General features: G+C 61.4%; 20 protein-coding genes. 11 read left to right on the plus strand and 9 right to left on the minus strand.

Annotated features, from left to right (window positions below; genetic code table 11):
• Positions 1-29: 29 nt before the first annotated feature.
• Entirely contained in the window at positions 30-668 is a 639-nt protein-coding gene (locus tag GHK62_RS23520) for an outer membrane protein (RefSeq protein ID WP_153441468.1), read from the minus strand.
• A gap of 359 nt (positions 669-1,027) precedes the next feature.
• Between GHK62_RS23520 and GHK62_RS23525 the strand changes: the two genes are divergently transcribed.
• The 5 genes from GHK62_RS23525 (at position 1,028) to GHK62_RS23545 (ending at position 5,409) form a co-directional block, all read left to right on the plus strand.
• Complete coding sequence (locus GHK62_RS23525; protein ID WP_153441469.1) at positions 1,028-1,792, plus strand: SDR family oxidoreductase; 765 nt, start codon at positions 1,028-1,030, stop codon at positions 1,790-1,792.
• Positions 1,789-3,813, plus strand: a complete 2,025-nt coding sequence (uvrC, locus tag GHK62_RS23530; protein ID WP_153441470.1) for an excinuclease ABC subunit UvrC — start codon at positions 1,789-1,791, stop codon at positions 3,811-3,813. Before GHK62_RS23525 ends, uvrC begins: the two co-directional genes overlap by 4 nt.
• 276 nt (positions 3,814-4,089) lie before the next feature.
• On the plus strand, positions 4,090-4,677 hold the full coding sequence (gene pgsA / locus GHK62_RS23535) for a CDP-diacylglycerol--glycerol-3-phosphate 3-phosphatidyltransferase (RefSeq protein WP_153441471.1): 588 nt from the start codon (positions 4,090-4,092) through the stop codon (positions 4,675-4,677).
• The gene (gene moaD / locus GHK62_RS23540; protein WP_153441472.1) at positions 4,674-4,934 is read left to right on the plus strand and encodes a molybdopterin converting factor subunit 1; all 261 of its coding nucleotides are present in this window, start codon (positions 4,674-4,676) and stop codon (positions 4,932-4,934) included. The genes pgsA and moaD overlap by 4 nt, the downstream gene beginning before the upstream one ends.
• A gap of 4 nt (positions 4,935-4,938) precedes the next feature.
• On the plus strand, positions 4,939-5,409 hold the full coding sequence (locus GHK62_RS23545) for a molybdenum cofactor biosynthesis protein MoaE (protein ID WP_153441473.1): 471 nt from the start codon (positions 4,939-4,941) through the stop codon (positions 5,407-5,409).
• Here the strand turns inward: GHK62_RS23545 and GHK62_RS23550 are convergent, their stop codons facing one another.
• Positions 5,410-6,306, minus strand: coding sequence for a branched-chain amino acid ABC transporter permease (locus tag GHK62_RS23550; protein ID WP_153441474.1), 897 nt, complete (start codon positions 6,304-6,306; stop codon positions 5,410-5,412). It abuts the gene before it with no gap.
• A gap of 67 nt (positions 6,307-6,373) precedes the next feature.
• Here GHK62_RS23550 and GHK62_RS23555 point away from each other — a divergent pair, with 67 nt between their 5' ends.
• Both GHK62_RS23555 and GHK62_RS23560 read left to right on the plus strand, forming a co-directional pair.
• Complete coding sequence (locus tag GHK62_RS23555) at positions 6,374-6,934, plus strand: CGNR zinc finger domain-containing protein (protein ID WP_153441475.1); 561 nt, start codon at positions 6,374-6,376, stop codon at positions 6,932-6,934.
• Positions 6,931-7,434, plus strand: coding sequence for a lipoprotein (locus GHK62_RS23560; protein WP_153441476.1), 504 nt, complete (start codon positions 6,931-6,933; stop codon positions 7,432-7,434). The genes GHK62_RS23555 and GHK62_RS23560 overlap by 4 nt, the downstream gene beginning before the upstream one ends.
• Before the next feature lie 122 nt (positions 7,435-7,556).
• On the opposite strand, the gene ndk is transcribed toward GHK62_RS23560, so the two are convergent.
• Positions 7,557-7,979, minus strand: coding sequence for a nucleoside-diphosphate kinase (gene ndk / locus GHK62_RS23565; protein WP_153441477.1), 423 nt, complete (start codon positions 7,977-7,979; stop codon positions 7,557-7,559).
• A 285-nt stretch (positions 7,980-8,264) separates the two neighbouring features.
• On the opposite strand from ndk, the gene GHK62_RS23570 reads away from it, so the two are divergent.
• Positions 8,265-8,777 (plus strand): DinB family protein, encoded by a 513-nt coding sequence (locus GHK62_RS23570; protein ID WP_153441478.1) that lies wholly within the window; start codon positions 8,265-8,267, stop codon positions 8,775-8,777.
• On the opposite strand, the gene GHK62_RS23575 is transcribed toward GHK62_RS23570, so the two are convergent.
• Complete coding sequence (locus GHK62_RS23575) at positions 8,718-11,369, minus strand: AMP-binding protein (RefSeq protein ID WP_153441479.1); 2,652 nt, start codon at positions 11,367-11,369, stop codon at positions 8,718-8,720. The two genes, GHK62_RS23570 and GHK62_RS23575, sit on opposite strands and share 60 nt — an antisense overlap.
• A 251-nt stretch (positions 11,370-11,620) precedes the next feature.
• Between GHK62_RS23575 and GHK62_RS23580 the strand changes: the two genes are divergently transcribed.
• Positions 11,621-12,700, plus strand: a complete 1,080-nt coding sequence (locus tag GHK62_RS23580; protein ID WP_153441480.1) for a GGDEF domain-containing protein — start codon at positions 11,621-11,623, stop codon at positions 12,698-12,700.
• A gap of 75 nt (positions 12,701-12,775) precedes the next feature.
• On the opposite strand, the gene GHK62_RS23585 is transcribed toward GHK62_RS23580, so the two are convergent.
• Both GHK62_RS23585 and GHK62_RS23590 read right to left on the minus strand, forming a co-directional pair.
• Positions 12,776-13,060 carry a hypothetical protein gene (locus GHK62_RS23585; RefSeq protein WP_153441481.1) on the minus strand — a complete coding sequence of 95 codons (285 nt, stop codon included), beginning with the start codon at positions 13,058-13,060 and terminating at the stop codon, positions 12,776-12,778.
• Between the two features lie 75 nt (positions 13,061-13,135).
• Positions 13,136-13,426 (minus strand): hypothetical protein, encoded by a 291-nt coding sequence (locus GHK62_RS23590; RefSeq protein ID WP_184108525.1) that lies wholly within the window; start codon positions 13,424-13,426, stop codon positions 13,136-13,138.
• 310 nt (positions 13,427-13,736) lie between these two features.
• Here GHK62_RS23590 and GHK62_RS23595 point away from each other — a divergent pair, with 310 nt between their 5' ends.
• Positions 13,737-15,626 carry an ABC-F family ATP-binding cassette domain-containing protein gene (locus GHK62_RS23595; RefSeq protein WP_153441483.1) on the plus strand — a complete coding sequence of 630 codons (1,890 nt, stop codon included), beginning with the start codon at positions 13,737-13,739 and terminating at the stop codon, positions 15,624-15,626.
• A gap of 66 nt (positions 15,627-15,692) precedes the next feature.
• Here the strand turns inward: GHK62_RS23595 and GHK62_RS23600 are convergent, their stop codons facing one another.
• Positions 15,693-16,535, minus strand: a complete 843-nt coding sequence (locus GHK62_RS23600) for a GNAT family N-acetyltransferase (RefSeq protein WP_153441484.1) — start codon at positions 16,533-16,535, stop codon at positions 15,693-15,695.
• A gap of 200 nt (positions 16,536-16,735) precedes the next feature.
• On the opposite strand from GHK62_RS23600, the gene GHK62_RS23605 reads away from it, so the two are divergent.
• Positions 16,736-17,662: a Gfo/Idh/MocA family protein gene (locus tag GHK62_RS23605; RefSeq protein WP_153441485.1), complete on the plus strand. Its 927-nt coding sequence runs from the start codon at positions 16,736-16,738 to the stop codon at positions 17,660-17,662.
• Between the two features lie 225 nt (positions 17,663-17,887).
• On the opposite strand, the gene GHK62_RS23610 is transcribed toward GHK62_RS23605, so the two are convergent.
• Both GHK62_RS23610 and GHK62_RS23615 read right to left on the minus strand, forming a co-directional pair.
• A complete protein-coding gene (locus GHK62_RS23610; RefSeq protein ID WP_153441486.1) occupies positions 17,888-18,337 on the minus strand; it encodes a DNA polymerase III subunit chi in 450 nt (149 codons plus the stop codon).
• 33 nt (positions 18,338-18,370) lie between these two features.
• Positions 18,371-19,864 (minus strand): leucyl aminopeptidase, encoded by a 1,494-nt coding sequence (locus GHK62_RS23615; RefSeq protein WP_153441487.1) that lies wholly within the window; start codon positions 19,862-19,864, stop codon positions 18,371-18,373.
• Between the last annotated feature and the right edge of the window lie 266 nt (positions 19,865-20,130).

The following is a 20,130-nucleotide window of genomic DNA, read 5'->3' on the forward strand; positions in this document are numbered from 1 at the left end:
GGCCTTTTCGCTGATGCGGCGTCAGCCGATCAGAATTTGACACCCATACCGAGGCGCACGCTGTGCTCGTCGTAGCCGGAGGAGACGCTGGTACCGCCGGCGCGGAAGTCCTTGGAAGCGTAATCCGTGTAGCGGTATTCGACGCGCGCCGTGACGTTGTCCGTCACGAAGGTTTCGGCGCCGGCGCCGGCTGTCCAGCCAACAAGGGTCTTGTCGTCGGCACCGGCCGCTGTTCTAAGCTTGGCATTGCCCAGAGCAACACCGGCGGTGCCGTAAAGCAGGACCGGATTCAGATCGACACCGACGCGTCCGCGGACCGAACCATTGACGCCTTGTGTGACGCTGCGACCGCTGGAGTGGGAGTCGTTTCCGGCATAGTTCACGTCGGCTTCACCGCCGTAGACCATCTGGCCGCTCTGAACGTTGTAGCCGCCATAGAGACCGCCGCCGAAACCGGCGGAGGTGTTCCCGCCGGTCGCATCGGCTTCGCCGTGATGCCAGCTCGCAGTGCCGCCAACATAGGCGCCCGACCAATCCTTTGTCACCGGTTCGGTATATTCGGCAGCCGGGGCAGCCGGAACCTCTTCGACGACGTCTGCGGCGTGGGCGGCCTGCAAGGCAACGAGAGCCATGGCCGAAGCCATGAGGGTGGTGGTCAGCGTACGCATACTATTCTCCTTTTCAACCGATGCTCCGATGCAATTGTATCTTTGCGGAGCACCGGACATTCTGTGATTAACCCGCCCGGTCGAGTGGAAATTGATCAGAAAATACGGATTCTCAAGAGCTAAAATGTGAAATTTTGGCGGCGCGGACGTGGCTGAAATTAGGTGTTGCCTACGCGACACAGGGTATTTATTAACCATAATACAGTTTAACGAAATATATACTATAGCACTTCAAATTAATACAACTTATCGGCTTTGCATTAATTTTTCCGAAATGAATCCCTTCGGATAGTTTCAGGTTGGCGGTTCTTGCCTATATCTTCGTCCAGCCAGAACAGGATTCGAGGGACGGGAAAAAGTTGACGAGAACACTCAAGGCGGCGCTTGTAACCGGCGGCGCCAAGCGCATCGGCAAGGCAATAGTTGAAGATCTCGTCGCGCACGGCTTCGCCGTCGCCATCCATGCAAACGGATCGATCGCAGAAGCAGATGCGCTGGCGAAGAGCCTCACTGCGAAAGGCGCCAAGGCGGTCGCGCTGAAAGCTGACCTCACCGATTCGGCTGCCGCGTCACGGATCATCGCGGAGGCGACGGCTTTGGTTGGTCCGCTCGACCTGCTCGTCAACAATGCCTCGATCTTCAAGAAGGACAGTCTGGAGGAGTTCGACGAGGATGTTTGGGAGCGTCATTTCGCGCTGCACGTCAAGGCCCCTTCCCTGCTTGCGCGCGACTTTGCCCGGCAGCGGCCGGACGACGTTTCCGGCCTTATCGTCAACATCATAGACCAGCGCGTCTGGTCTCCAAATCCGCGCTTTTATTCCTATATGCTTTCCAAGTCTGCACTGTGGACGGCAACCAAGACGATGGCGCAGGCGCTTGCCCCGCATATTCGCGTCAACGGCATCGGACCGGGGCCGACACTGCCGAACGAACGGCAGAAACAGAGCGAATTCCAGGCGCAGGTCGACGCCCTGATCCTCAAGCGCGGTCCGGCGCTCGACGAGTTTGGACGCGCGATCCGCTTCCTTTTCGACACGCCGTCGGTTACCGGACAGATGATCGCGCTTGACGGCGGCCAGCACCTTGCCTGGGAGACGCCGGATATTCGGGAGATAGTGGAATGAACGGGCAGACGCCCACCGATGGCGGCATCCTTTACGACGGCAGCGAAACCGATGACGACGACGATTTGCTCGATGTGACGGAAGGCGAGCGGCTGGCGCCGACGATCGATTGGGCGGAGAACCGCGTCGAAACGCAAGGCCTCAAGGGCGCGGAGCTCATTCAGGCCTTCGTCAAGGTTTTGCCGAACGGCCCGGGCGTCTACCGCATGTTCAACGACGCCGGCGACGTGCTCTATGTCGGCAAGGCCCGCAGCCTCAAGAAGCGGGTGAACAACTACGCACAGGGCCGCGGCCATTCCAACCGCATTTCGCGGATGATTCGCGAGACGGCGAATATGGAGTTTGTCACGACGCGGACGGAGATCGAGGCGCTGCTGCTCGAAGCCAACCTCATCAAGCGGCTGCGTCCACGCTTCAACGTGCTTTTGCGCGACGACAAATCCTTCCCCTATATCGTCGTCACTGGCGACAGCAGGGCGCCGGCGGTCTTCAAGCATCGCGGGGCCCGCAGCCGCAAGGGCGATTACTTCGGCCCCTTCGCCTCGGCCGGCGCCGTCGGACGGACGATCAACTCTCTGCAGCGCGCCTTTCTCTTGAGAACCTGCACGGACAGCGTATTCGAGACGCGCACCCGCCCCTGTCTGCTCTATCAGATCAAGCGCTGTTCGGCGCCTTGCACCGGCGAAATCAGCGATGCCGACTATGCGGAGCTCGTTCGCGAGGCAAAGGATTTTCTCTCCGGCAAGAGCCAGGCTGTGAAAGCGACGATCGCGGCCGCCATGAGCGAAGCATCGGAGAATCTCGATTTCGAGCGTGCCGCGCTCTACCGTGATCGCCTCGCGGCGCTCAGCCACGTACAGAGCTACCAGGGCATCAATCCGGCAGGTGTCGAGGAGGCGGACGTCTTCGCGATTCATCACGAAGGCGGGATTTCCTGCATACAGGTCTTCTTCTTCCGGACCGGACAGAACTGGGGAAACCGCGCCTATTTCCCGAAGGCCGATCCGTCGCTTCCTTCGTCGGAGGTCCTCAGCGCCTTTCTCGCCCAGTTCTACGACGACAAACCTTGTCCGCGGCAGATCCTGCTTTGCGAGGCGGTCGAGGAACAGGAGCTGCTCGGCCGGGCGCTCAGCGAGAAATCCGGCTACAAGGTATCGATCCTGGTGCCGCAGCGCGGCGAGAAGAAGGATCTCGTCGATCACGCGCTCGCAAACGCGCGCGAGGCCCATGGCCGCAAGCTTGCCGAGACGGCATCGCAAGCGCGGCTGCTCGAAGGCTTTGCCAGGACCTTCCACCTGGAACAGGTGCCGCGCCGCATCGAGATCTACGACAACTCGCATATCATGGGTACGAATGCCGTCGGAGGCATGGTGGTCGCCGGTCCCGATGGTTTCGTCAAAGGCCAGTATCGCAAGTTCAACATCAAATCGACCGATATCACTCCGGGCGACGACTTCGGGATGATGCGCGAGGTCATGACGCGGCGCTTCTCGCGCCTTCTGAAGGAGGAAGGCAAACCCGATCGCAGCGCTGAACCCGGCGACGACAGCGCATTCCCGGCCTGGCCGGATGTCATCCTGATCGACGGCGGCCAGGGCCAGATGACCGCCGTCCGCGCGATACTCAAGGAACTCGACGTCGAGGACTGCGTAACTGCAATCGGCGTTGCCAAGGGCGTCGATCGCGACGCCGGCCGCGAGCGCTTTTTCGCCGCGGGGCGCGAGAGCTTCACGCTGCCGCCGCGCGATCCGGTCCTCTATTTCATTCAGAGACTGCGCGACGAGGCGCATCGATTCGCCATCGGCTCGCACCGCGCCCGCAGGAAGAAGGAAATGGTCAAAAACCCCCTCGACGAAATCACCGGCATCGGGCCGACGCGCAAGCGCGCGCTGCTCACTCACTTCGGCACCGCCAAGGCGGTTTCCCGGGCGGGCATCAACGACCTGATGGCGGTCAACGGCATATCGGAAGCGGTCGCACGCCTCGTCTACGAACACTTTCACGAGGACGGCGTCAAATAGTGCCCGGCAGCGCCGCGCGCCCGATCCAGGCATCATGGCAGTGCACGACAATTCAGCCTGCGTTCAGATGAAATCCGCCAAATATGACAACCGGTACACAATGACCTGTTGACCTTATGGTCGCAAAGTCATTCTGTACACCTGAAACCCGGTGGGGATGAGGAAAGGCGTCCGGCGCCTTCCGCCCGCATCCCGCTCCGACCGTTAGAATCGATCGCGCCGATAACCCCAGATCGCGGGAAATGAGGGATTGTCGTGTCCAGAGAAACCGAGTCCATGCCAACGCCCATCGCCTATAGCGTCCCGAATCTGCTGACCTATTTCCGTATCCTGATCGTGCCGCTGATCGTTTTCTGCTTCTTCGTCGAGGGTCGCCTCCACAGCTCGGATTTCGCACGCTGGACCGCGCTCGTCCTGTTCATCACCGCCTCGATTACGGATTTCTTCGATGGCTATCTTGCGCGCGTCTGGAAGCAGACGTCGAATATCGGCCGGATGCTGGATCCGATCGCCGACAAGCTGTTGGTCGCGTCGATCCTGCTTCTCGTTGCCGCCGACGGCACGATCGCGGGTTGGTCGATCTGGGCCGCGATCATCATTCTCTGCCGCGAGATTCTCGTATCCGGCCTGCGCGAATATCTGGCTGCGCTGAAGGTCAGCGTGCCGGTAACACGCATCGCAAAGTGGAAGACGACGATCCAGATGGTGGCGATCGCCTTCCTGCTGGCCGGGCCGGCCGGTGACAAGGTCGTTCCCTATATCACCGAGGCCGGCATTGTGCTTCTGTGGATCGCGGCTGCAATCACCCTCTATACCGGCTATGATTATTTCCGAGCCGGTTTGAAACATGTGGTCAATGAATGAATACGATCAACCTCGTCTATTTTTCCTGGGTGCGGGAACGTATCGGCAAGGGTGAGGAAACGCTGGAGCTTCCGGCGAATGTGGTGACCGTCGCCGATCTGCTTGCGCATCTGAAAACGCTCGGCGAGCAATACGAGGTGGCGCTCGAACACCAGAACGTCATTCGCGCGGCGATCAACCAGGAGCATGTCGACCACGATGAGCCAATTGCCGGCGCGCGTGAGATCGCCCTCTTCCCGCCGATGACCGGCGGTTGAGGCGATGACTTCCCCCGTCACCGTCCGCGTCCAGTGCGAAGACTTCGACCTCGCCGCCGAAGTTTCCGCGCTTTCTCGCGACCGCGCGGACATTGGCGCGGTTGTGACGTTCTCGGGGCTTTGCCGCGACGAGGCGGGCGCACTTAGCGCGCTTGAGCTGGAGCATTATCCCGGCATGGCCGAGGCGGAAATCGAACGCATTTGCCGTGAGGCGATCAAGCGTTTCGGCCTGCAGGCGGCGACAGCCATCCATCGCTTCGGCAAGATCATGCCGGGCGAAAATATCGTGCTTGTGGTGACGGCCTCGTCGCACCGACAGGCGGCCTTCGACGGCGCCAACTTTATCATGGATTTCCTGAAGACATCGGCCCCCTTCTGGAAGAAGGAGCACCATGCCGATGGCAGCGCCGGCGGCTGGGTCAGCGCCAAGGACGCCGACGACACCGCCCGGGACCGCTGGTCGCAAAAGAACTGATCAGGGAATGACCTTTTCCCGGCGCGTCACGACCAGCACGATCACCAGAAAGCCGAAGATAGCGAAATCCCGCCACAGGATCGGGCCGTAGGCGCTCCACAGCGTTTCGAGCAGGCCGACCCCGGCTGCTCCGAGGGCGGCGAACAGTGGTGCTGTCTGCCCCCCGATTGCGGCAATGAACAGGACCTTGACGCCGAAGGTCAGGCCCGTCCCGAAATCCATGTTGCCATAGTAGGAAGCGGCAAGGATTCCGCAGAACGCAGCAATCAGCGACGCCGTGCCATAGGCAACGATGTAGACGGTTGCGGGGTCGATGCCGCAAAGCGCCGCGGCCTCGCGATCCTCCGAAACGGCGCGCCAGTAGCGCCCCGCATAGGAGTGGGTAAGCAGCCAATGGCCGCCGGCGACCAGCGCCACCATCAGCGCGGTATTGATGAGTTGGACGGCGGTGAGTGCAACCGGAAACTCGGGGCTCGGCCAGAACACGATGACCTGGTTCAGGAAGGGCGGCAGCCAAAGGCTTCGCGTGTTGGACGCGAGCCGCGCCGTTTCCATGAGTACCAGCAGACTGCCGAGCGAAGCGACGACGACGGCATTGGCCGAGGAAAACGCCAGCGGCCGCATGACATAGCGCCCGGCGACCAGACCGGCGCCAAGTCCGAATGTCAGTGCCGCCGCCGCCCCGACACCAAGTGCGGCCGGCAGGACCAGCCAGAGCCGATCCCAGCCGAAATCTGCGAAAAGCACGAACATCTGACCGGCGAACGCAAAGAGCGCGCCGTAGGTGAGGTCCGCCCTCCGCGTGACCGCAAAGGCAATCGCGTAACCGAAGGCCAGCGCCGCATAGAGCGCGGCGACGGGTACGGCGTTGGCTATCTGCTGAAGAAAGTAGGCCATGGCACATCCGCGTGGTGACACAAGCAATATAACTGGTAATATCTGTTTTACCAGTTAGGATTTCCGCATGAGCTTCACTTGGACCGCACATAGATTCTCGGGCGGCGCGCTGGCGCTGGATATCGCCAATTCCGTGGTTCTGCGCTTCGATCCCGAGCGTCGGATCGACCGCTTCGCGGATCCCGCGGCGATGGACTCCTTTGCCGAGGCCGCAAGTCTCTACAGCGCCGAAAGGGAGCGTTTCGGCACGCTTGCTCCGGCGCCGCCGGAGAACCGGAAATCACTCATCGGATTGCGCGAGGCGACGGACCGCCATTTTCGGGCGCAAGTCGAGGCCGAAGACCGGCCTGATCTGCTGGCAGACCTGCTCGAGGCGATTGCCGCCGTCTTGCGTCGGCCAGCGGGCAACAGCCGAGGCACATCGCTCGATGTGGCGACGGCGCATTCGGCACTCAGCCTTATCGCCAATCCCGAGCCGGACCGCCTGAAGATATGCCCCAATTGCTGCTGGCTGTTTCTCGACCGCAGCCGCAACAAAAGCCGCACCTGGTGCGACATGGCGGTCTGCGGCAACCGCACGAAGGCAAGGCGTCATTATCGCCGCAACAGGCAGGGAGTTCAGCCATGAAACGCGTCATCCTATCCGCTCTCTTTGCCGCGGCGGTGCTTGCCGGCTGCCAGCGCGAAGCCGGGCCGGACCCGCTGAAGTTGACCGGCAAGATGTTTGTCTTCAACTACCGGCTTGCCTACGCCGCCTACATGATCACGCTCAACAAGACGGAGCCGGTACCGGACGGCAGCGTCGTCGTGGCCCGTTTCGAAAACCCGGCCGGTGGTGAGGCATTAACACTGGAACGAAAACTTTTTCCGAAGCTCGACAAGGTGGTGCTGGAGAGTCCGGATATAACTTGCGTCAAGAAAGAGAAGCCTTATGCGGTGACGATCGAGGTCAGGGGTCCCGATGGCGCCACGCTTCAGAAATTGGAAACAACCGTCGTTTCCGACGTCGATCAGGACATCATGCCGGCGAAGCCGTTGGTCGAGGGACCGGCCTACGACAAGAACCCGGAGGTCTTCGTCGGCGGCAGGGCGCCGGAGCGCTTCGAGACGGCGGCCTGCCCGACGTGACATGCAGCAAGCATGACTTTGTTCCGGAACCACCTGCGACGTTCAGCAAAAAACCGGGGCGTCGCCACCCCGGTTCCGAAGAGTCTTTTCAAGCCTTTGCCGGCCGAAACGAAGAAAGTGAATCAGCCGACGATCTCGGTGCCGGAGAACCAGTAGGCGATTTCCTCGGCCGCCGTTTCCGGAGCATCCGAACCGTGGACCGAGTTCTCGCCGATCGACAGGGCATGGACCTTGCGGATGGTGCCTTCTGCGGCGTTTGCCGGATTGGTGGCGCCCATGACTTCGCGGTTCTTGGCAATGGCGTTCTCGCCTTCGAGGACCTGAACAATGGTCGGGCCGGAGGACATGAACTCGACCAGTTCTCCGAAGAACGGGCGTTCCTTGTGTACGGCGTAGAAGCCTTCAGCTTCGCGGCGGCTCATCCAGACGCGCTTCGAAGCGACGACGCGCAGGCCGGCATCTTCCAGCATCTTGGTGATGGCACCGGTCAGGTTGCGCTTCGTCGCGTCCGGCTTGATCATCGAGAAAGTACGTTCAATCGCCATTGGCTCAGATCCCTTGTTTCTTGAGAAGTGGCGGTTCATTAGCCGCCAATTCCGTGCAAAACAAGGGGGCGCGGCGATGTTTCGGCCCGGCTGGTGCGAGTTTCATGCCGCTGTCACGGAACGCCGGGACCCCGCGAAGATCGAGGCGGCAGTCGGACAAGCCGTCGTACTCAGCACGCAGGCCCCCGCACCACGACGCGGATCAAATCAGCATAATTCATAAGTGACATTCGACACAGGAATGCCGATTTGCTTTAGGTTGACCCGACCATAGAGGGATTACCAATGCTCGACCATTTTCGCATGTTCGCCGACTACAACCGTTGGGCCAACCGGCGGCTCTACACCGCAGCAGCCGAGCTTTCGGATGCGGAGTTCCGCCAGAACAAAGGCGCGTTCTTCGGCTCGCTCCACGGGACGCTCAACCACTTGCTGGCAGCCGATCGCATCTGGATGAAACGGTTCACCAAAGAGGGCGAAGCTCCCTCGGCGCTCGACGCGATCCTCCACGACGACCTCGCCGGCTTGACGGCGGCACGCGTGGCGGAAGACGGGCGCATCGTCGCCTGGACCGACGGCCTCGACGAGACCCGCCTGGCGGCGCCAATCACTTATTCGCCGCTCAGCGTGCCAGGCGAAATCACGCAGAGGCTGGGACCAACGCTCGCACACTTCTTCAACCACCAGACCCACCACCGCGGCCAGGCGCATGCGACCTTAACCGCACTCGGACGACCGTCATTGACGCTGGACCTGGTTTTCTTCCTGCGGACCGATGGCCAGAAGTGGGCGGACTGAGGGAAGCTGCCCGGCGAGACGGCTCTGCCAATCGGCCAAGCCAACGCCGCCGTCCGTGAGCTGCGCCCACAGCTTCATGAGGCGGCGCTGGCCAGACCAGGCCGCCATGCCCAGCGCTATCCCGCCGACGATGGAGAACAGCGAATAAACCGTTGACGACACCAGCGGCTGCACTGGCAGCAGCAGGAGTTCCGGCGCGAAACGATGCAGAATGTAGATATGAAAACCGGCGGCCGAGACGGGCAGGATCAGCTTCGCGCTCCATTGCGGCATCCTGACGTGCGGCAGGAACAACAGGGCGGCAAGGACCGCGATCTGCAGCAGATACTTGATCTTTGTGCCGATCCACACGCCTTCATATAGCCCGAAGAACAAGAAGATGCCGGCTCCGGCCAGCATCAGGACGCCGCGCTCGAGAGTAGTACTGGCGATCGCAGCGCACCAGCCGATGACCGCCAGATAGAAAATCCACGGCAGCGTGAAAATCTGGCGGTTGCCCATCTCGACGACCAGCGGCAATGCCAGGCGGGCGAGGAGCGCTGCTGCGAGCAACGCCATTCCGAACGCGTAGGGTCTTAAGGCAGCCGCACGCCGGACCGATGGCACTGCGAACAAACCCGCGAACACGACGAGCATCTGGCAGTACGCCTCGATGAACCAATAGAGGTAAGGGACCATGCTGTGGCGTTCTGGATCGGCAAAACCGAAATTGCCGACGAGGAACACGGACGCCCAGGGCACCTCCCCCCAGACAAGGGCGTAGGCTGCGACGATCAGATAATAGGGAACGAGGATCTGCGTAAGCGGCCGCAAAAACCGCAGCACCGCGCCGGACAGCAACACGCCACGCTGGAAGCGCGCAAGGCCGAAGCCCGCGAGGATCACCATTGCCGCGGATCCGCCGGGGATAGGCCACAGGGTCTCGTGGTGCAGGACGACAAGCAGGATCGCCAATGCCCGGATGAGCAAGTCGGTGGCGATGCGCCTGCCTTTGGTTTCGCGCTGCCCCAGCGGCGCAAGCTCGGCGACCGACATTTTCTCCCAGGCCTCGGGCACATCGCCAAGAAGCTTCTCCAGGCCGATCGAAAGCTGGACGAAACGCAGCGAGTCGCCGCCAAGCGACAGGAAGCTGTCGCCGGGTCGAACCTTTTTCGTGCAGAAGACCTGGTTGAAAAGCGCCTCGATACCGTCCTCGCCCGCGGTGGAGCCGATGTCCCCCTTCATCGCCTTGCGGAGAGCTTCGTAATCGATCTTGCCGGAAGCGAGCCGCGGCAGCGCATCGACGCGCGAAGCCTCCACCTGCAAAAAGGTCAATCCGCTTGCGGCAGCCAGCATTCCACGGATTTCGTCGCGATCGCGCGTTCCAACATAGAAGGCATGGACGCAGCTATCGTCACCAACGACGGCTGCCGTGACGCCCCGGCGCTCGAGCGTCACCTCCAGACTGTCGTGTGCGATCCGCAGGCCGGCGATTTTCGATATCCGCTTCATCCGCCCGATGATCCGGAAGAAACCGTCGGCGTCCTTCGTCGCCAGATCGCCGGTGCGCAATTCGGCAAACTCGCATCCGCGCGCAAGGTCCGCGCGCGAGGAAGCGTAGCCCATCATCACGTTCGGTCCCCGATAGACGAGCTCGCCCGGCATATCCGTGCCGGTGACCAATTGGCCCCCGTCATTCTCGATGCTCAGGCTCCCGCCCGGTATGGCGATGCCGATCAGGTCTTCCCTGCCCCTGAGGCGATCAGGGGGAACATAGGCCATGCGGGCGGTCGCTTCGGTCTGGCCGTACATCACGAAAAAGGAAGCGCCCCGCGCGGTGAGGTGTTCGTTGTAGAGACGAACCTTCTCGGACGCCAAACGTCCTCCGGCGACAGTCATGAAGCGCAGGTCTGGAAATTCGCGCTCGCGGAAACCCACCTTTTCCAGAAGATCGTAAGAGTAGGGAACGCCTGAAAGATTGGTGCTGCGGCTTTCGGCGAGCCCGTCGAGGAAACCGTCATCGAGGATGGAGGAGCCCGGAGCATAAAGGCTTGCGCCGGCCGACAAGTGGGCGTTCAGCACAGATAGGCCATAGGAATAGTGGAACGGCAGGATGAGGCAGCTTCGATCCGAAGCTTTGAGGCCCAGATAATCGGCGATCGAATGTGCATTCGACTGAATGTTCGCGGCAGACAGTCTCACGCATTTGCCGTGCCCGGTGCTGCCGGATGTCGAGAGCAGGACCGCAAGATCCGGATGAAGCTGTGTCTTGCTTCCCGCCGAACGTTCCGTCCGCCAGCGGCCGTCACAACGGCGATAGCAAAACTCCGGCTCCAGAAATGTTCGGTCTGGAGTGCCGGGGCCCTGGATGGCAATCACATGTCCGGCTTTAAGCGCCGCAAGGTAGGCAACGATGGCGTGTTCCGAGAGATCCGCCTCCAGCATGACCAGCCCGCGTTCACCGCGCCAATGCGACGCCCGACGATCGACGCGCTCGGCCAGATCGCGATAGCTTACGGTCCGCCCTCCGGGAAACAGCAGTGCCGGCCGTTCTCCCCAGGCGGCCAGATTCGCAGCGAAGAAGGGGAAATTCGACAAATCGCCTGCGCTCAAAACCGCCTCCTATTTCAGCGAGGCGGCATATAATTGCTGACTTTAATAGTCAAGTATAAGGCGGTGGCAAAAATGATAAGTTCTGTGACAATCGGTGCGGCAAACAGCAGCACCGACCACCTCGGCGGAACCGATCATGATTCAGCAACCATATCGTGCATTTTGCTCCCATTGCCCGGTTATTTTCAGGATCTCTTAAATTCGCGCCAAGGATAGTGCGGAGCGAGTTCGACAGTATCAAAGGCACCGTAATGACCCAGCATCCTCCAACGGCGCGCGCCCGATCGCAGGCACGAAATGCAGCGATCATCCAGAAACTGGCGCATTCCATGATGCGGCTCGGCGTTTCTGTCCTCCCCCGCAATTACGAGCTGATTTATGAAGCGCTGTCCGGTCAGATGCCGCAATTGTCGTGCGATCTCGCGGCGCTGGGTCCGGAGCCGACGCAAGAGGCGCTGGACGAACTTGGCATCAAGCACAAACTGGTCGGCCACAGCGCGCTTGCGGCCGACCGCGCACGGGCGGAGGCGCAACAGACACTCGGCGAACTGACGACGATGTTCGCCGACGCGCTGGCGCGAAAGCACGCCTTCAATGGTCAACTGCAGCGGTTCGCCGCTCGCCTTGCCTCCGATCCGGTCGCAACCATGTCGGAATTCGCCGATGAGGCGGCACGGCTACGCGACGCAGCAGGGCTGCTGATGAATGAGGAAACCGCGCTGCGCGCTGCGATAGAGATGCATTCTCAACGCTTGGGCGAGTTGGAAGGCGATCTGGAAGAAAGCCGCATGGCTCTTAACCGGGATCGACTGACCGGTCTTCCGAACCAGGCGGCCCTTTCGAAAAGGCTTAACGCCGTTTTCGAGATTGAGCGATCCGGCCAGTCCGCCGCACTTGTCCTGGTAACGGTTGAGGGATTGCGTGACCTTGGAGAACAACATGGCAGCGCACTGGCGCAAAAGGTGCTGAGCGAGCTCGCCACCGTCTTCCGCAAGACGATCAAGAAAAATGACTTCGTTGCACGGGTCGGCCTGCAGGAGTTTGCTTTCGTCTGCTACGACGTCACCGCGGAAAATGCCGAGACGATTGCGCGGCGTATCCATCAAAGTGTCGCGGAGCTGGCGATCACTCCCCCCGGCCGCGCGTTCACAAGCGAAACACTCTCCCTTTCCGCCGGCATTGCGCTGACCCCGGCCGCAACGAGCGCCACTGAATTGCTGGGCCAGGCCGAACTTGCATTGACTTCGGCGCGGGCGCAGGGCGGCATTCGGGTCTATTCGTCAGATATCGAAAAGACGGGCGGCAAGGCCTGTGTGCCGGCTGCCGCCTGACGGCCATCGCCAAATAAAAAGCGACCCGGCTCCACGCACAGCGGGACCGGGTCGCTCGGTTCACCTATTGGCAGATTAACGGGCGTTCTGTTCGTCTGCGGCCGGGACGTTCACGGCTGCGCGGCCATTGACAATTGCGCCGGTCGACGCCGCATCGACGGACTTGTTGTCAACGCCGGCATAAAATTCACCATTGTCGGCGGTGCTCGCCGAAACGCCGGTACCGGCCGAGGCCGCCGCGCGGCCCGTGAAAAGCGGAGTCGAGCTGACGCCTTTGTAGTAGCTGCCGCCGGCGCTTGCCGTGGAGGCGACGCCAGTCACAGCGACGGCAACAAGAAGGGCTGCAATGGATTTATTCATGGGATTGTTCCTTGCTGAAATGGGGTGCGGGCGCGGCGCTCTCGCGCCGTGCCCGCGCTTGGGAGGCGGCCTGCGTTAGCGGCTGATGCCCTGATAATATTCACCGTCGCCGCCCGAAACGTAGGCAGGCTGCGAGCCAAAGCTCGATACCGAACCGGTGGACGTGCGGTCGAGGGAGCCGTTGCGGCCGCGGACGGCAGCGCCCGTTGCCTCACGCGCCTTGGGTGCGCGGTCGGTGAACAGCGGCTTGTCGCTGACGCCTTCATAGTAGCTGCCGCCAGCAAAGGCGGCGGATGCGCCGCCGAGAACGGCAGTGGCAACCAGGGCTACAGCAAGCGCAGTATGGATTGCATTCCTCATGATCATCTCTCCTGAGCGGTCGTTGCGTGAACGACGATTTCCTAAAGATGGCCGGAGCGGTTTCCTTCGAACGCGGTGGCCTTGCCGATAGCGTTCGGTGTGATCCGGTCGGTCGGAGGAGCTTGGGAGTGCTCTTCCACAATCTATGTGGTCCCTCATGATGATGTTTGGAAGTATTGATTATCAGAACACGTTGTCCACGATTCGATAACAATCGCCCCTTGAAATACGCAACCGGGGTCCCATCGCGTGACAGGCACGGATGTCACTGCCGCACCCCTTGCCTTCCCGGAAAAGTCCGGGCAAAAGGCGCGGCATGATCCAGATCGCCGGTCTTTCAGCCCGAATCGCGGGCCGTCTTCTCATCGAAAACGCTTCCGTGACGCTTCCGGCGGGCACGAAGGCAGGGCTCGTCGGACGCAACGGGGCAGGCAAATCGACGCTCTTCCGGGTGATTACCGGCGAGTTGTCGGCGGAAGCCGGCAGCGTGTCGTTGCCGAAAAACGCGCGCATCGGCCAGGTGGCGCAGGAGGCGCCCGGCACCGAGGAGCCGCTGATCGAGATCGTGCTCAAGGCGGACAAGGAACGCACGGCGCTTATCGCCGAGGCCGAGACCGCGACCGATCCGCACCGGATCGCGGAGATCCAGACGCGACTTGCCGACATCGGTGCCCACTCCGCGGAAGCGCGCGCGGCGAGCATTCTCGCCGGTCTCGGCTTCGACCATGAGGCGCAGCGGCGCCCTGCTTCATCCTTCTCCGGCGGCTGGCGTATGCGCGTGGCGCTTGCGGCCGTTCTCTTCTCCGAACCTGACCTGCTGCTTCTCGACGAGCCGACCAACTACCTCGACCTCGAAGGCACGTTATGGCTTGAGGACTATATCCGCCGCTATCCGCATACGGTCATCATCATCAGCCACGATCGTGACCTCCTGAACACTGCCGTCAACGCGATCGTTCACCTCGACCAGAAGAAGCTCACCTTCTATCGCGGCTCCTATGACCAGTTCGAGCGGCAGAAAGCGGAAGCCGACGAACTGCAGATGAAGGCGAAGGCCAAGAACGAAGCGGCGCGCAAGCATCTGCAAAGCTTCATCGACCGCTTCAAAGCCAAGGCGTCGAAGGCCCGCCAGGCACAAAGCCGCGTCAAGGCGCTGGAGCGCATGGGCACTGTGGCGGCGGTCATCGAGGACCACGTGCAGGGTTTTTCCTTTCCTGATCCTGAGAAACAGGTGGCTTCTCCGATCGTCGCCATTCAGGGCGGTGCAGTCGGCTACGAACCGGGCAAGCCGATCCTCAAGCGCCTCAATCTCCGCATCGACGCCGACGATCGCATCGCCTTGCTCGGCTCGAACGGCAACGGCAAGTCGACCTTTGCGAAATTCATCTCCGGCCGGCTCCAGGCGAAAGCCGGCGATGTTCGGATCGCCCCGGGGCTGAAGATCGGCTTCTTCGCCCAGCACCAGCTTGACGACCTGGTGCCGACGCAAAGCGCGGTGGAGCACGTCCGCCGCCGCATGCCCGATGCGCCGGAAGCAAAGGTTCGCTCGCGCGTCGCACAAATGGGGCTTGTGACAGAAAAGATGGATACCGCCGCGAAGGATCTTTCCGGCGGCGAGAAGGCGCGGCTTCTGATGGGGCTTGCCGCCTTCGACGCGCCGAACCTCTTGATCCTCGACGAGCCGACCAACCATCTCGACATCGACAGCCGCAACGCACTGATCACCGCGCTCAACGACTATTCCGGTGCGGTCATCCTCATCTCGCACGACCGGCATCTGATCGAGGCCACTGCCGACCGGCTGTGGCTCGTGCGTGATGGAACCGTGGCCAGCTACGATGGCGACCTCGAAGACTACCGCGGCCTGATCGTCGGCGGCCCCAAGCCCCGGGACGACAAGCCGAGGATCAATGGATCGGACGAGGCCCTGTCGAAAGCCGATCAGCGCAAGGTCAATGCCGACAAGCGCGCGTCGCTGGCGCCTCTCAAGAAAAAGATAAACGAGATCGAATCGTTGACGGGGAAACTGGAGAAACTGATTCAAGCACTTGATGCCGAACTTGCAGATCCGGGTCTGTACGAAAAGGCGCCGGCAAAGGCCGCGCAGAAGGCCAAGGAGCGCGCAGATGCCGCCGCGAAACTGGCCGAGGCGGAGGAGCAGTGGCTGGAGCTGTCGACCGAATACGAAGAGGCGATGATCAGTTGATCCGCTCCGATTTCCTCAAAGCGGAATCGACTTGAGGAGCCATGCAGCAATACGGCGATACTGTAATCAACCAAGCTCGAATGTGGTGATGCCGTAGATCCGCCCCAGAGGAAGATCCGGTGCCGGACCGCGGTACATGCGGGCGGTTTCGAAGACCGGCTTCATGTTGTACCGTTCGCAAAGTGCCTTGGCGGACGCGTTCGGCTCGGGGATGTCGAGATAGATCTGAGTGCCTTTGGCATCTGCGGCAAGTTTGCGAAAAATGAGATCGGCGCCGGTCTCCGTGTCGGCGAAGAGCGGGCCGATCTTGAACCCCTCGCGACAGGCCCGCAGCGTTCCATAGCCGGTGATCGTTCCATCCCGGAGCAGCACGACGCTTCGGCGCGTCTTCAACTGCTTCGTCCATTCACGCAGAAACGCGTCGCGGCTTGCCGGATTGAAACCGCGATCATACTCGATCAAGGCAGGCGCATGAATTGGCGCCGCGTCGATCAGGTTCGTTCCCGGCGGCTCCTTCACGTCGACAGCGCCGCCATAGCGGATATTCGCGTGAGACCGGACGAAGCCCGATTTTCGATAGTTCTCCTGCTGCGCCACCACACCGTCGAGCCCAATGGTCCGTTCGCCCGCTTCGGCAATCGCGCGCTTCCACAGAGCCAGGCCAATGCCCCTGCCACGATATGCAGGGTGAGCGACGTAAAAACCAAGAAACGCGTAGTCGGTGCCGTAACGCACGAGGGAGATCGCCGCAGCAAGCGTGTCTTCCTCGGTCGAAACCCAATAGCCTTCTGGGTCTGCCGCCCAGAAAGCGTTGGCATCCTCCAGTCCGGGGTTCCATCCCTCTTTCGCAGCCCAGTCGATGATCGTGTCGAGTTCGGCGCGCGTAGCGTGGCGAATGGTTTGTGTCATTGCAAATCCTCAACAACCCGCTTTAGGGTACCGATACCGTCTGCCGGCGAACAGCCAGTTTATCCTCGCCGGCGGCAAGGGACGCCGATATCTTGTGCAATCCGCGTGACACCGTGATGCACGCCCGAACCGCGCTTGCCCGCCGCCTTCAATCTGCTACAAGGATCGAGAATAAATCATACTAATCCGAGCGAAGCACCATGACCCCCATTCAAATTGCGATTGTCGGCGTCGGCAAGATCGTGCGCGATCAGCACCTGCCGGCCATTTCAAGGAACGCCGACTACCGGCTGATCGCGGCGGCAAGCCGCCACGGAACGGTCGACGGCATCGACAATTTCAAGTCCATCGAGGCCATGCTGGAGGCAGTGACGGCAATCGACGCTGTCTCGCTGTGCATGCCGCCGCAATACCGCTATGAGGCGGCACATGTGGCGCTCCAGGCCGGCAAGCACGTCTTCCTCGAAAAGCCCCCGGGGGCGACCTTGAGCGAGGTTGCCGATCTCGAGGCGTTGGCGGTGGCAAAGGGCGTTTCGCTCTTTGCAAGCTGGCATTCGCGCTATGCGCCGGCGGTCGAAGCCGCAAAGGCGTTCCTTGAGTCGACCGCGACCCGCAGCGTCAAGATCATCTGGAAGGAAGATGTCCGCCACTGGCACCCGAATCAGGAATGGATCTGGGCAGCCGGCGGCCTCGGCGTCTTCGACCCGGGCATCAATGCGCTCTCGATCATTACGCATATCCTGCCCCGTCCAATCTTCATCACCTCGGCGACGCTCGAGTTTCCGGAGAACCGCGACGCGCCGATTGCGGCGACGATCGCTTTCAGCGACGCGGGCAAGCTCAGCGTTTCGGCGGAATTCGACTGGCGCCAGACAGGCAAGCAGAGCTGGGATATCGTCGCGGAAACCGATGCCGGCGAGATGGTTCTCTCCGAAGGAGGCGCCAAACTGGCCATCGACGGCAAGCTCGTGCATGAGGAGCCAGAGCAGGAATATCCTATGCTGTACCGGCGCTTTGCCGAACTCATCAAGGCCGGCAAATCCGACGTCGATCTGGCACCACTGCGTCACGTCGCCGACGCCTTCATGCTCGGCCGCCGCAAGTTCGTGGAAGCGTTCCACGACTAGGATGATGTGGCGAGTGTGAGCGTGAATTCACGCCTAATCGTGAGTTGACCCCTCCCCAACCCCTCCCCACAAGGGGGAGGGGCTCGAAGAGCCGCACCCTCTCCTCGCTATCTCACCGTTTGCGCCAGTCTCGAAGTTGAAGAGGACGCAACGGTGCGGCAGGCACCAAGCCCCTCACCCTTGCGGGAGGGGTGATATTGTACCTTCAATTGATGTGAGGATGGCTCAGGCCTTCTTCTCCCACCGCCCATCTCTGTTCTGCTGCCAATAGGTGAGGTTATGTCCCTCCCCCTTGAGCCGCCGCCATTGGGCGCGTGCTGCCTCGAGCTGCTGCTGGTCGTAGCCGTCGAACATGAAGACTACTCGTTCGTAATCCGAGACCGGCGGCGGCTCCGCGCCGTCAACCAGGAAGCGTACCGTTGCGGCATTCTGGTTGCTTTCATTGGCAACAATCAGGATCGGCTGATCTGCCGCGAAGTCGCCTGCGTCAGTACCATGCGGTAGAAAACTGTCGTCGCGATAGACCCAAAGGTGCGTGTCCAGCACGTCGCGGCGCTCCGCATCAACGGTTTGCACCACCACACGCCATCCGCGCTCGATGCTCTTGTCAAGCAGCGGCGGCAGCGCATCCTCAAGTTTCGATTCCGTCAGGTGGTAGAAAAGGATCTCGGTCATGCCGATCGCTCCCGAACCCCCGCTGTGAAGCAATCATGCTTCGTAGCTCGTGCGGACCAGTTCGTCGAGAAGGCGCACGCCGAAACCGGATCCCCAGGACTGGTTGATCTCGTCGGTCGGCGAGCCCATGGCCGTTCCGGCGATGTCGAGATGCGCCCAGGGCGTATCCTTGACGAAGCGCTTCAGAAACTGGGCAGCCGTCACCGAACCGCCGTGGCGCCCGCCCGTGTTCTTCATGTCGGCGAACTTGCTGTCGATCATCTTGTCGTATTCCTTGCCGAGCGGCATCCGCCAGAGGCGCTCCTGCGTCGCGGTTCCGGCTGCGAGCAACCGTTCGGCCAGGCGATCATCGTTCGAGAACAGACCCGCATAGTGGCTGCTGAGTGCCACCATGATCGCGCCCGTGAGCGTCGCGAGATCGATCATCGCCTGCGGCTTGAAGCGATCATTGCAGTACCAGAGCGCATCGCACAGCACGAGCCGGCCCTCGGCATCCGTATTGATCACCTCGATCGTCTGCCCGGACATCGAGGTAACGATATCACCCGGCCGCTGGGCGCTGCCGTCCGGCATGTTTTCGACGAGCCCAATGATACCGACTGCGTTGACGTTTGCCTGCCGCGCGGCGAGCACATGCATCAGGCCGGTGACCGCCGCGGCGCCGCCCATGTCGCCTTTCATCTCCTCCATGCCGGACGCGGGCTTGATCGAGATGCCGCCCGTGTCGAAAACGACGCCCTTGCCGACAAAGGCGATGGGCTTTTCTTTCGCCTTTCCGCCTTTCCACTGCATGACGACGAGGCGCGGCGGCCTGGAAGAGCCCTGGGCAACGCCGAGCAGTGCGCCCATTCCAAGCTTCTTCATCTCCCGCTCGGTGAGGACCTCCACTTCCACGCCAAGCTTTTCCAGTTCCTTCGCCTTGGCGGCGAATTCCACCGGCCCGAGCACGTTGGCCGGCTCGTTGACGAGATCGCGCGCGAGAAAAACGCCTTCGCCGACTGCCTGAGCGACGGCGAACGCCTTCTTGGCGGCGATCACCGTACCGGTGACGATCGTGACCTTAACCGGTTTCTGCTGAGATTTTGGCTCGTCGTCGGATTTCTTGGTCTTGTAGCTGTCGAAGGAGTAGGCATTCATCTCCATGCCAAGAGCGAAGTCGGCGGCAGCCTTGCCAGTGACTTCGACACCGGGAGCATCGAGAAAGACAGTGACTTTTTCGGCGGAACGCAGCTTCGCTGCAACCGCGCCGCCGGCCTTCAGCCAATCATGATTCGTCAGCGCGGAAGGATCGCCGAGCCCGAGAAGGAGAATCCGATCGGCCGACGATCCATGAGGAGCGACGATGTCGAGTGTCGAGAGCGCTTTGCCCGTGAACTTGCCGATCTTGGCCGCTTTCGGTAAAACGCCTTCCGGATCGGCGACTGCCGCACCGGCCGCTTCCTTGGCGCCGGCGACCTGAAGAAGAACCGCAAGGCCACCAGCGGGGCGGTGGGACTTACTGAAAGCGAATTCGAATTTCATCGGCATTTAACAACTCCGGGCATTTCTGATTGGATCCGCCCGCTCTGTTACCGGACGGTTACAGTGACAAACATTCGCGACGCCGGCCACCGTCAAAGCTGTGGCGCGCACCCTTCTCGCTTTTCAGCCGCTTGGCAAGATGCCCACACGTGTTTACATGCAGTTAACCGCAGTTGTTCGCCTTATATTATCCCTGTTGTTCGAGAATCGGATTCCTGGGCACAATCGGCGGAGACCCGGTCGGTCGTGAGTGAGCATTGAGCAAGCTCGGG

Source organism: Sinorhizobium terangae, from assembly GCF_009601505.1.
GTDB lineage: Bacteria > Pseudomonadota > Alphaproteobacteria > Rhizobiales > Rhizobiaceae > Sinorhizobium > Sinorhizobium terangae.

What these genes read in the sequence shown, in the direction of transcription:
- GHK62_RS23550 (WP_153441474.1), bottom strand. Translation starts at nt 6,306, where the DNA reads ATGGCCTACTTTCTTCAGCAGATAGCCAACGCCGTACCCGTCGCCGCG.
- GHK62_RS23615 (WP_153441487.1), bottom strand. Translation starts at nt 19,864, where the DNA reads ATGCCGATGAAATTCGAATTCGCTTTCAGTAAGTCCCACCGCCCCGCT.
- GHK62_RS23600 (WP_153441484.1), bottom strand. Translation starts at nt 16,535, where the DNA reads ATGACACAAACCATTCGCCACGCTACGCGCGCCGAACTCGACACGATC.
- pgsA (WP_153441471.1), top strand. Translation starts at nt 4,090, where the DNA reads ATGCCAACGCCCATCGCCTATAGCGTCCCGAATCTGCTGACCTATTTC.
- GHK62_RS23605 (WP_153441485.1), top strand. Translation starts at nt 16,736, where the DNA reads ATGACCCCCATTCAAATTGCGATTGTCGGCGTCGGCAAGATCGTGCGC.
- GHK62_RS23560 (WP_153441476.1), top strand. Translation starts at nt 6,931, where the DNA reads ATGAAACGCGTCATCCTATCCGCTCTCTTTGCCGCGGCGGTGCTTGCC.
- GHK62_RS23555 (WP_153441475.1), top strand. Translation starts at nt 6,374, where the DNA reads ATGAGCTTCACTTGGACCGCACATAGATTCTCGGGCGGCGCGCTGGCG.
- GHK62_RS23595 (WP_153441483.1), top strand. Translation starts at nt 13,737, where the DNA reads ATGATCCAGATCGCCGGTCTTTCAGCCCGAATCGCGGGCCGTCTTCTC.
- moaD (WP_153441472.1), top strand. Translation starts at nt 4,674, where the DNA reads ATGAATACGATCAACCTCGTCTATTTTTCCTGGGTGCGGGAACGTATC.
- ndk (WP_153441477.1), bottom strand. Translation starts at nt 7,979, where the DNA reads ATGGCGATTGAACGTACTTTCTCGATGATCAAGCCGGACGCGACGAAG.
- GHK62_RS23520 (WP_153441468.1), bottom strand. Translation starts at nt 668, where the DNA reads ATGCGTACGCTGACCACCACCCTCATGGCTTCGGCCATGGCTCTCGTT.
- GHK62_RS23590 (WP_184108525.1), bottom strand. Translation starts at nt 13,426, where the DNA reads ATGATCATGAGGAATGCAATCCATACTGCGCTTGCTGTAGCCCTGGTT.
- GHK62_RS23580 (WP_153441480.1), top strand. Translation starts at nt 11,621, where the DNA reads ATGACCCAGCATCCTCCAACGGCGCGCGCCCGATCGCAGGCACGAAAT.
- GHK62_RS23545 (WP_153441473.1), top strand. Translation starts at nt 4,939, where the DNA reads ATGACTTCCCCCGTCACCGTCCGCGTCCAGTGCGAAGACTTCGACCTC.
- GHK62_RS23610 (WP_153441486.1), bottom strand. Translation starts at nt 18,337, where the DNA reads ATGACCGAGATCCTTTTCTACCACCTGACGGAATCGAAACTTGAGGAT.
- GHK62_RS23570 (WP_153441478.1), top strand. Translation starts at nt 8,265, where the DNA reads ATGCTCGACCATTTTCGCATGTTCGCCGACTACAACCGTTGGGCCAAC.
- GHK62_RS23585 (WP_153441481.1), bottom strand. Translation starts at nt 13,060, where the DNA reads ATGAATAAATCCATTGCAGCCCTTCTTGTTGCCGTCGCTGTGACTGGC.
- uvrC (WP_153441470.1), top strand. Translation starts at nt 1,789, where the DNA reads ATGAACGGGCAGACGCCCACCGATGGCGGCATCCTTTACGACGGCAGC.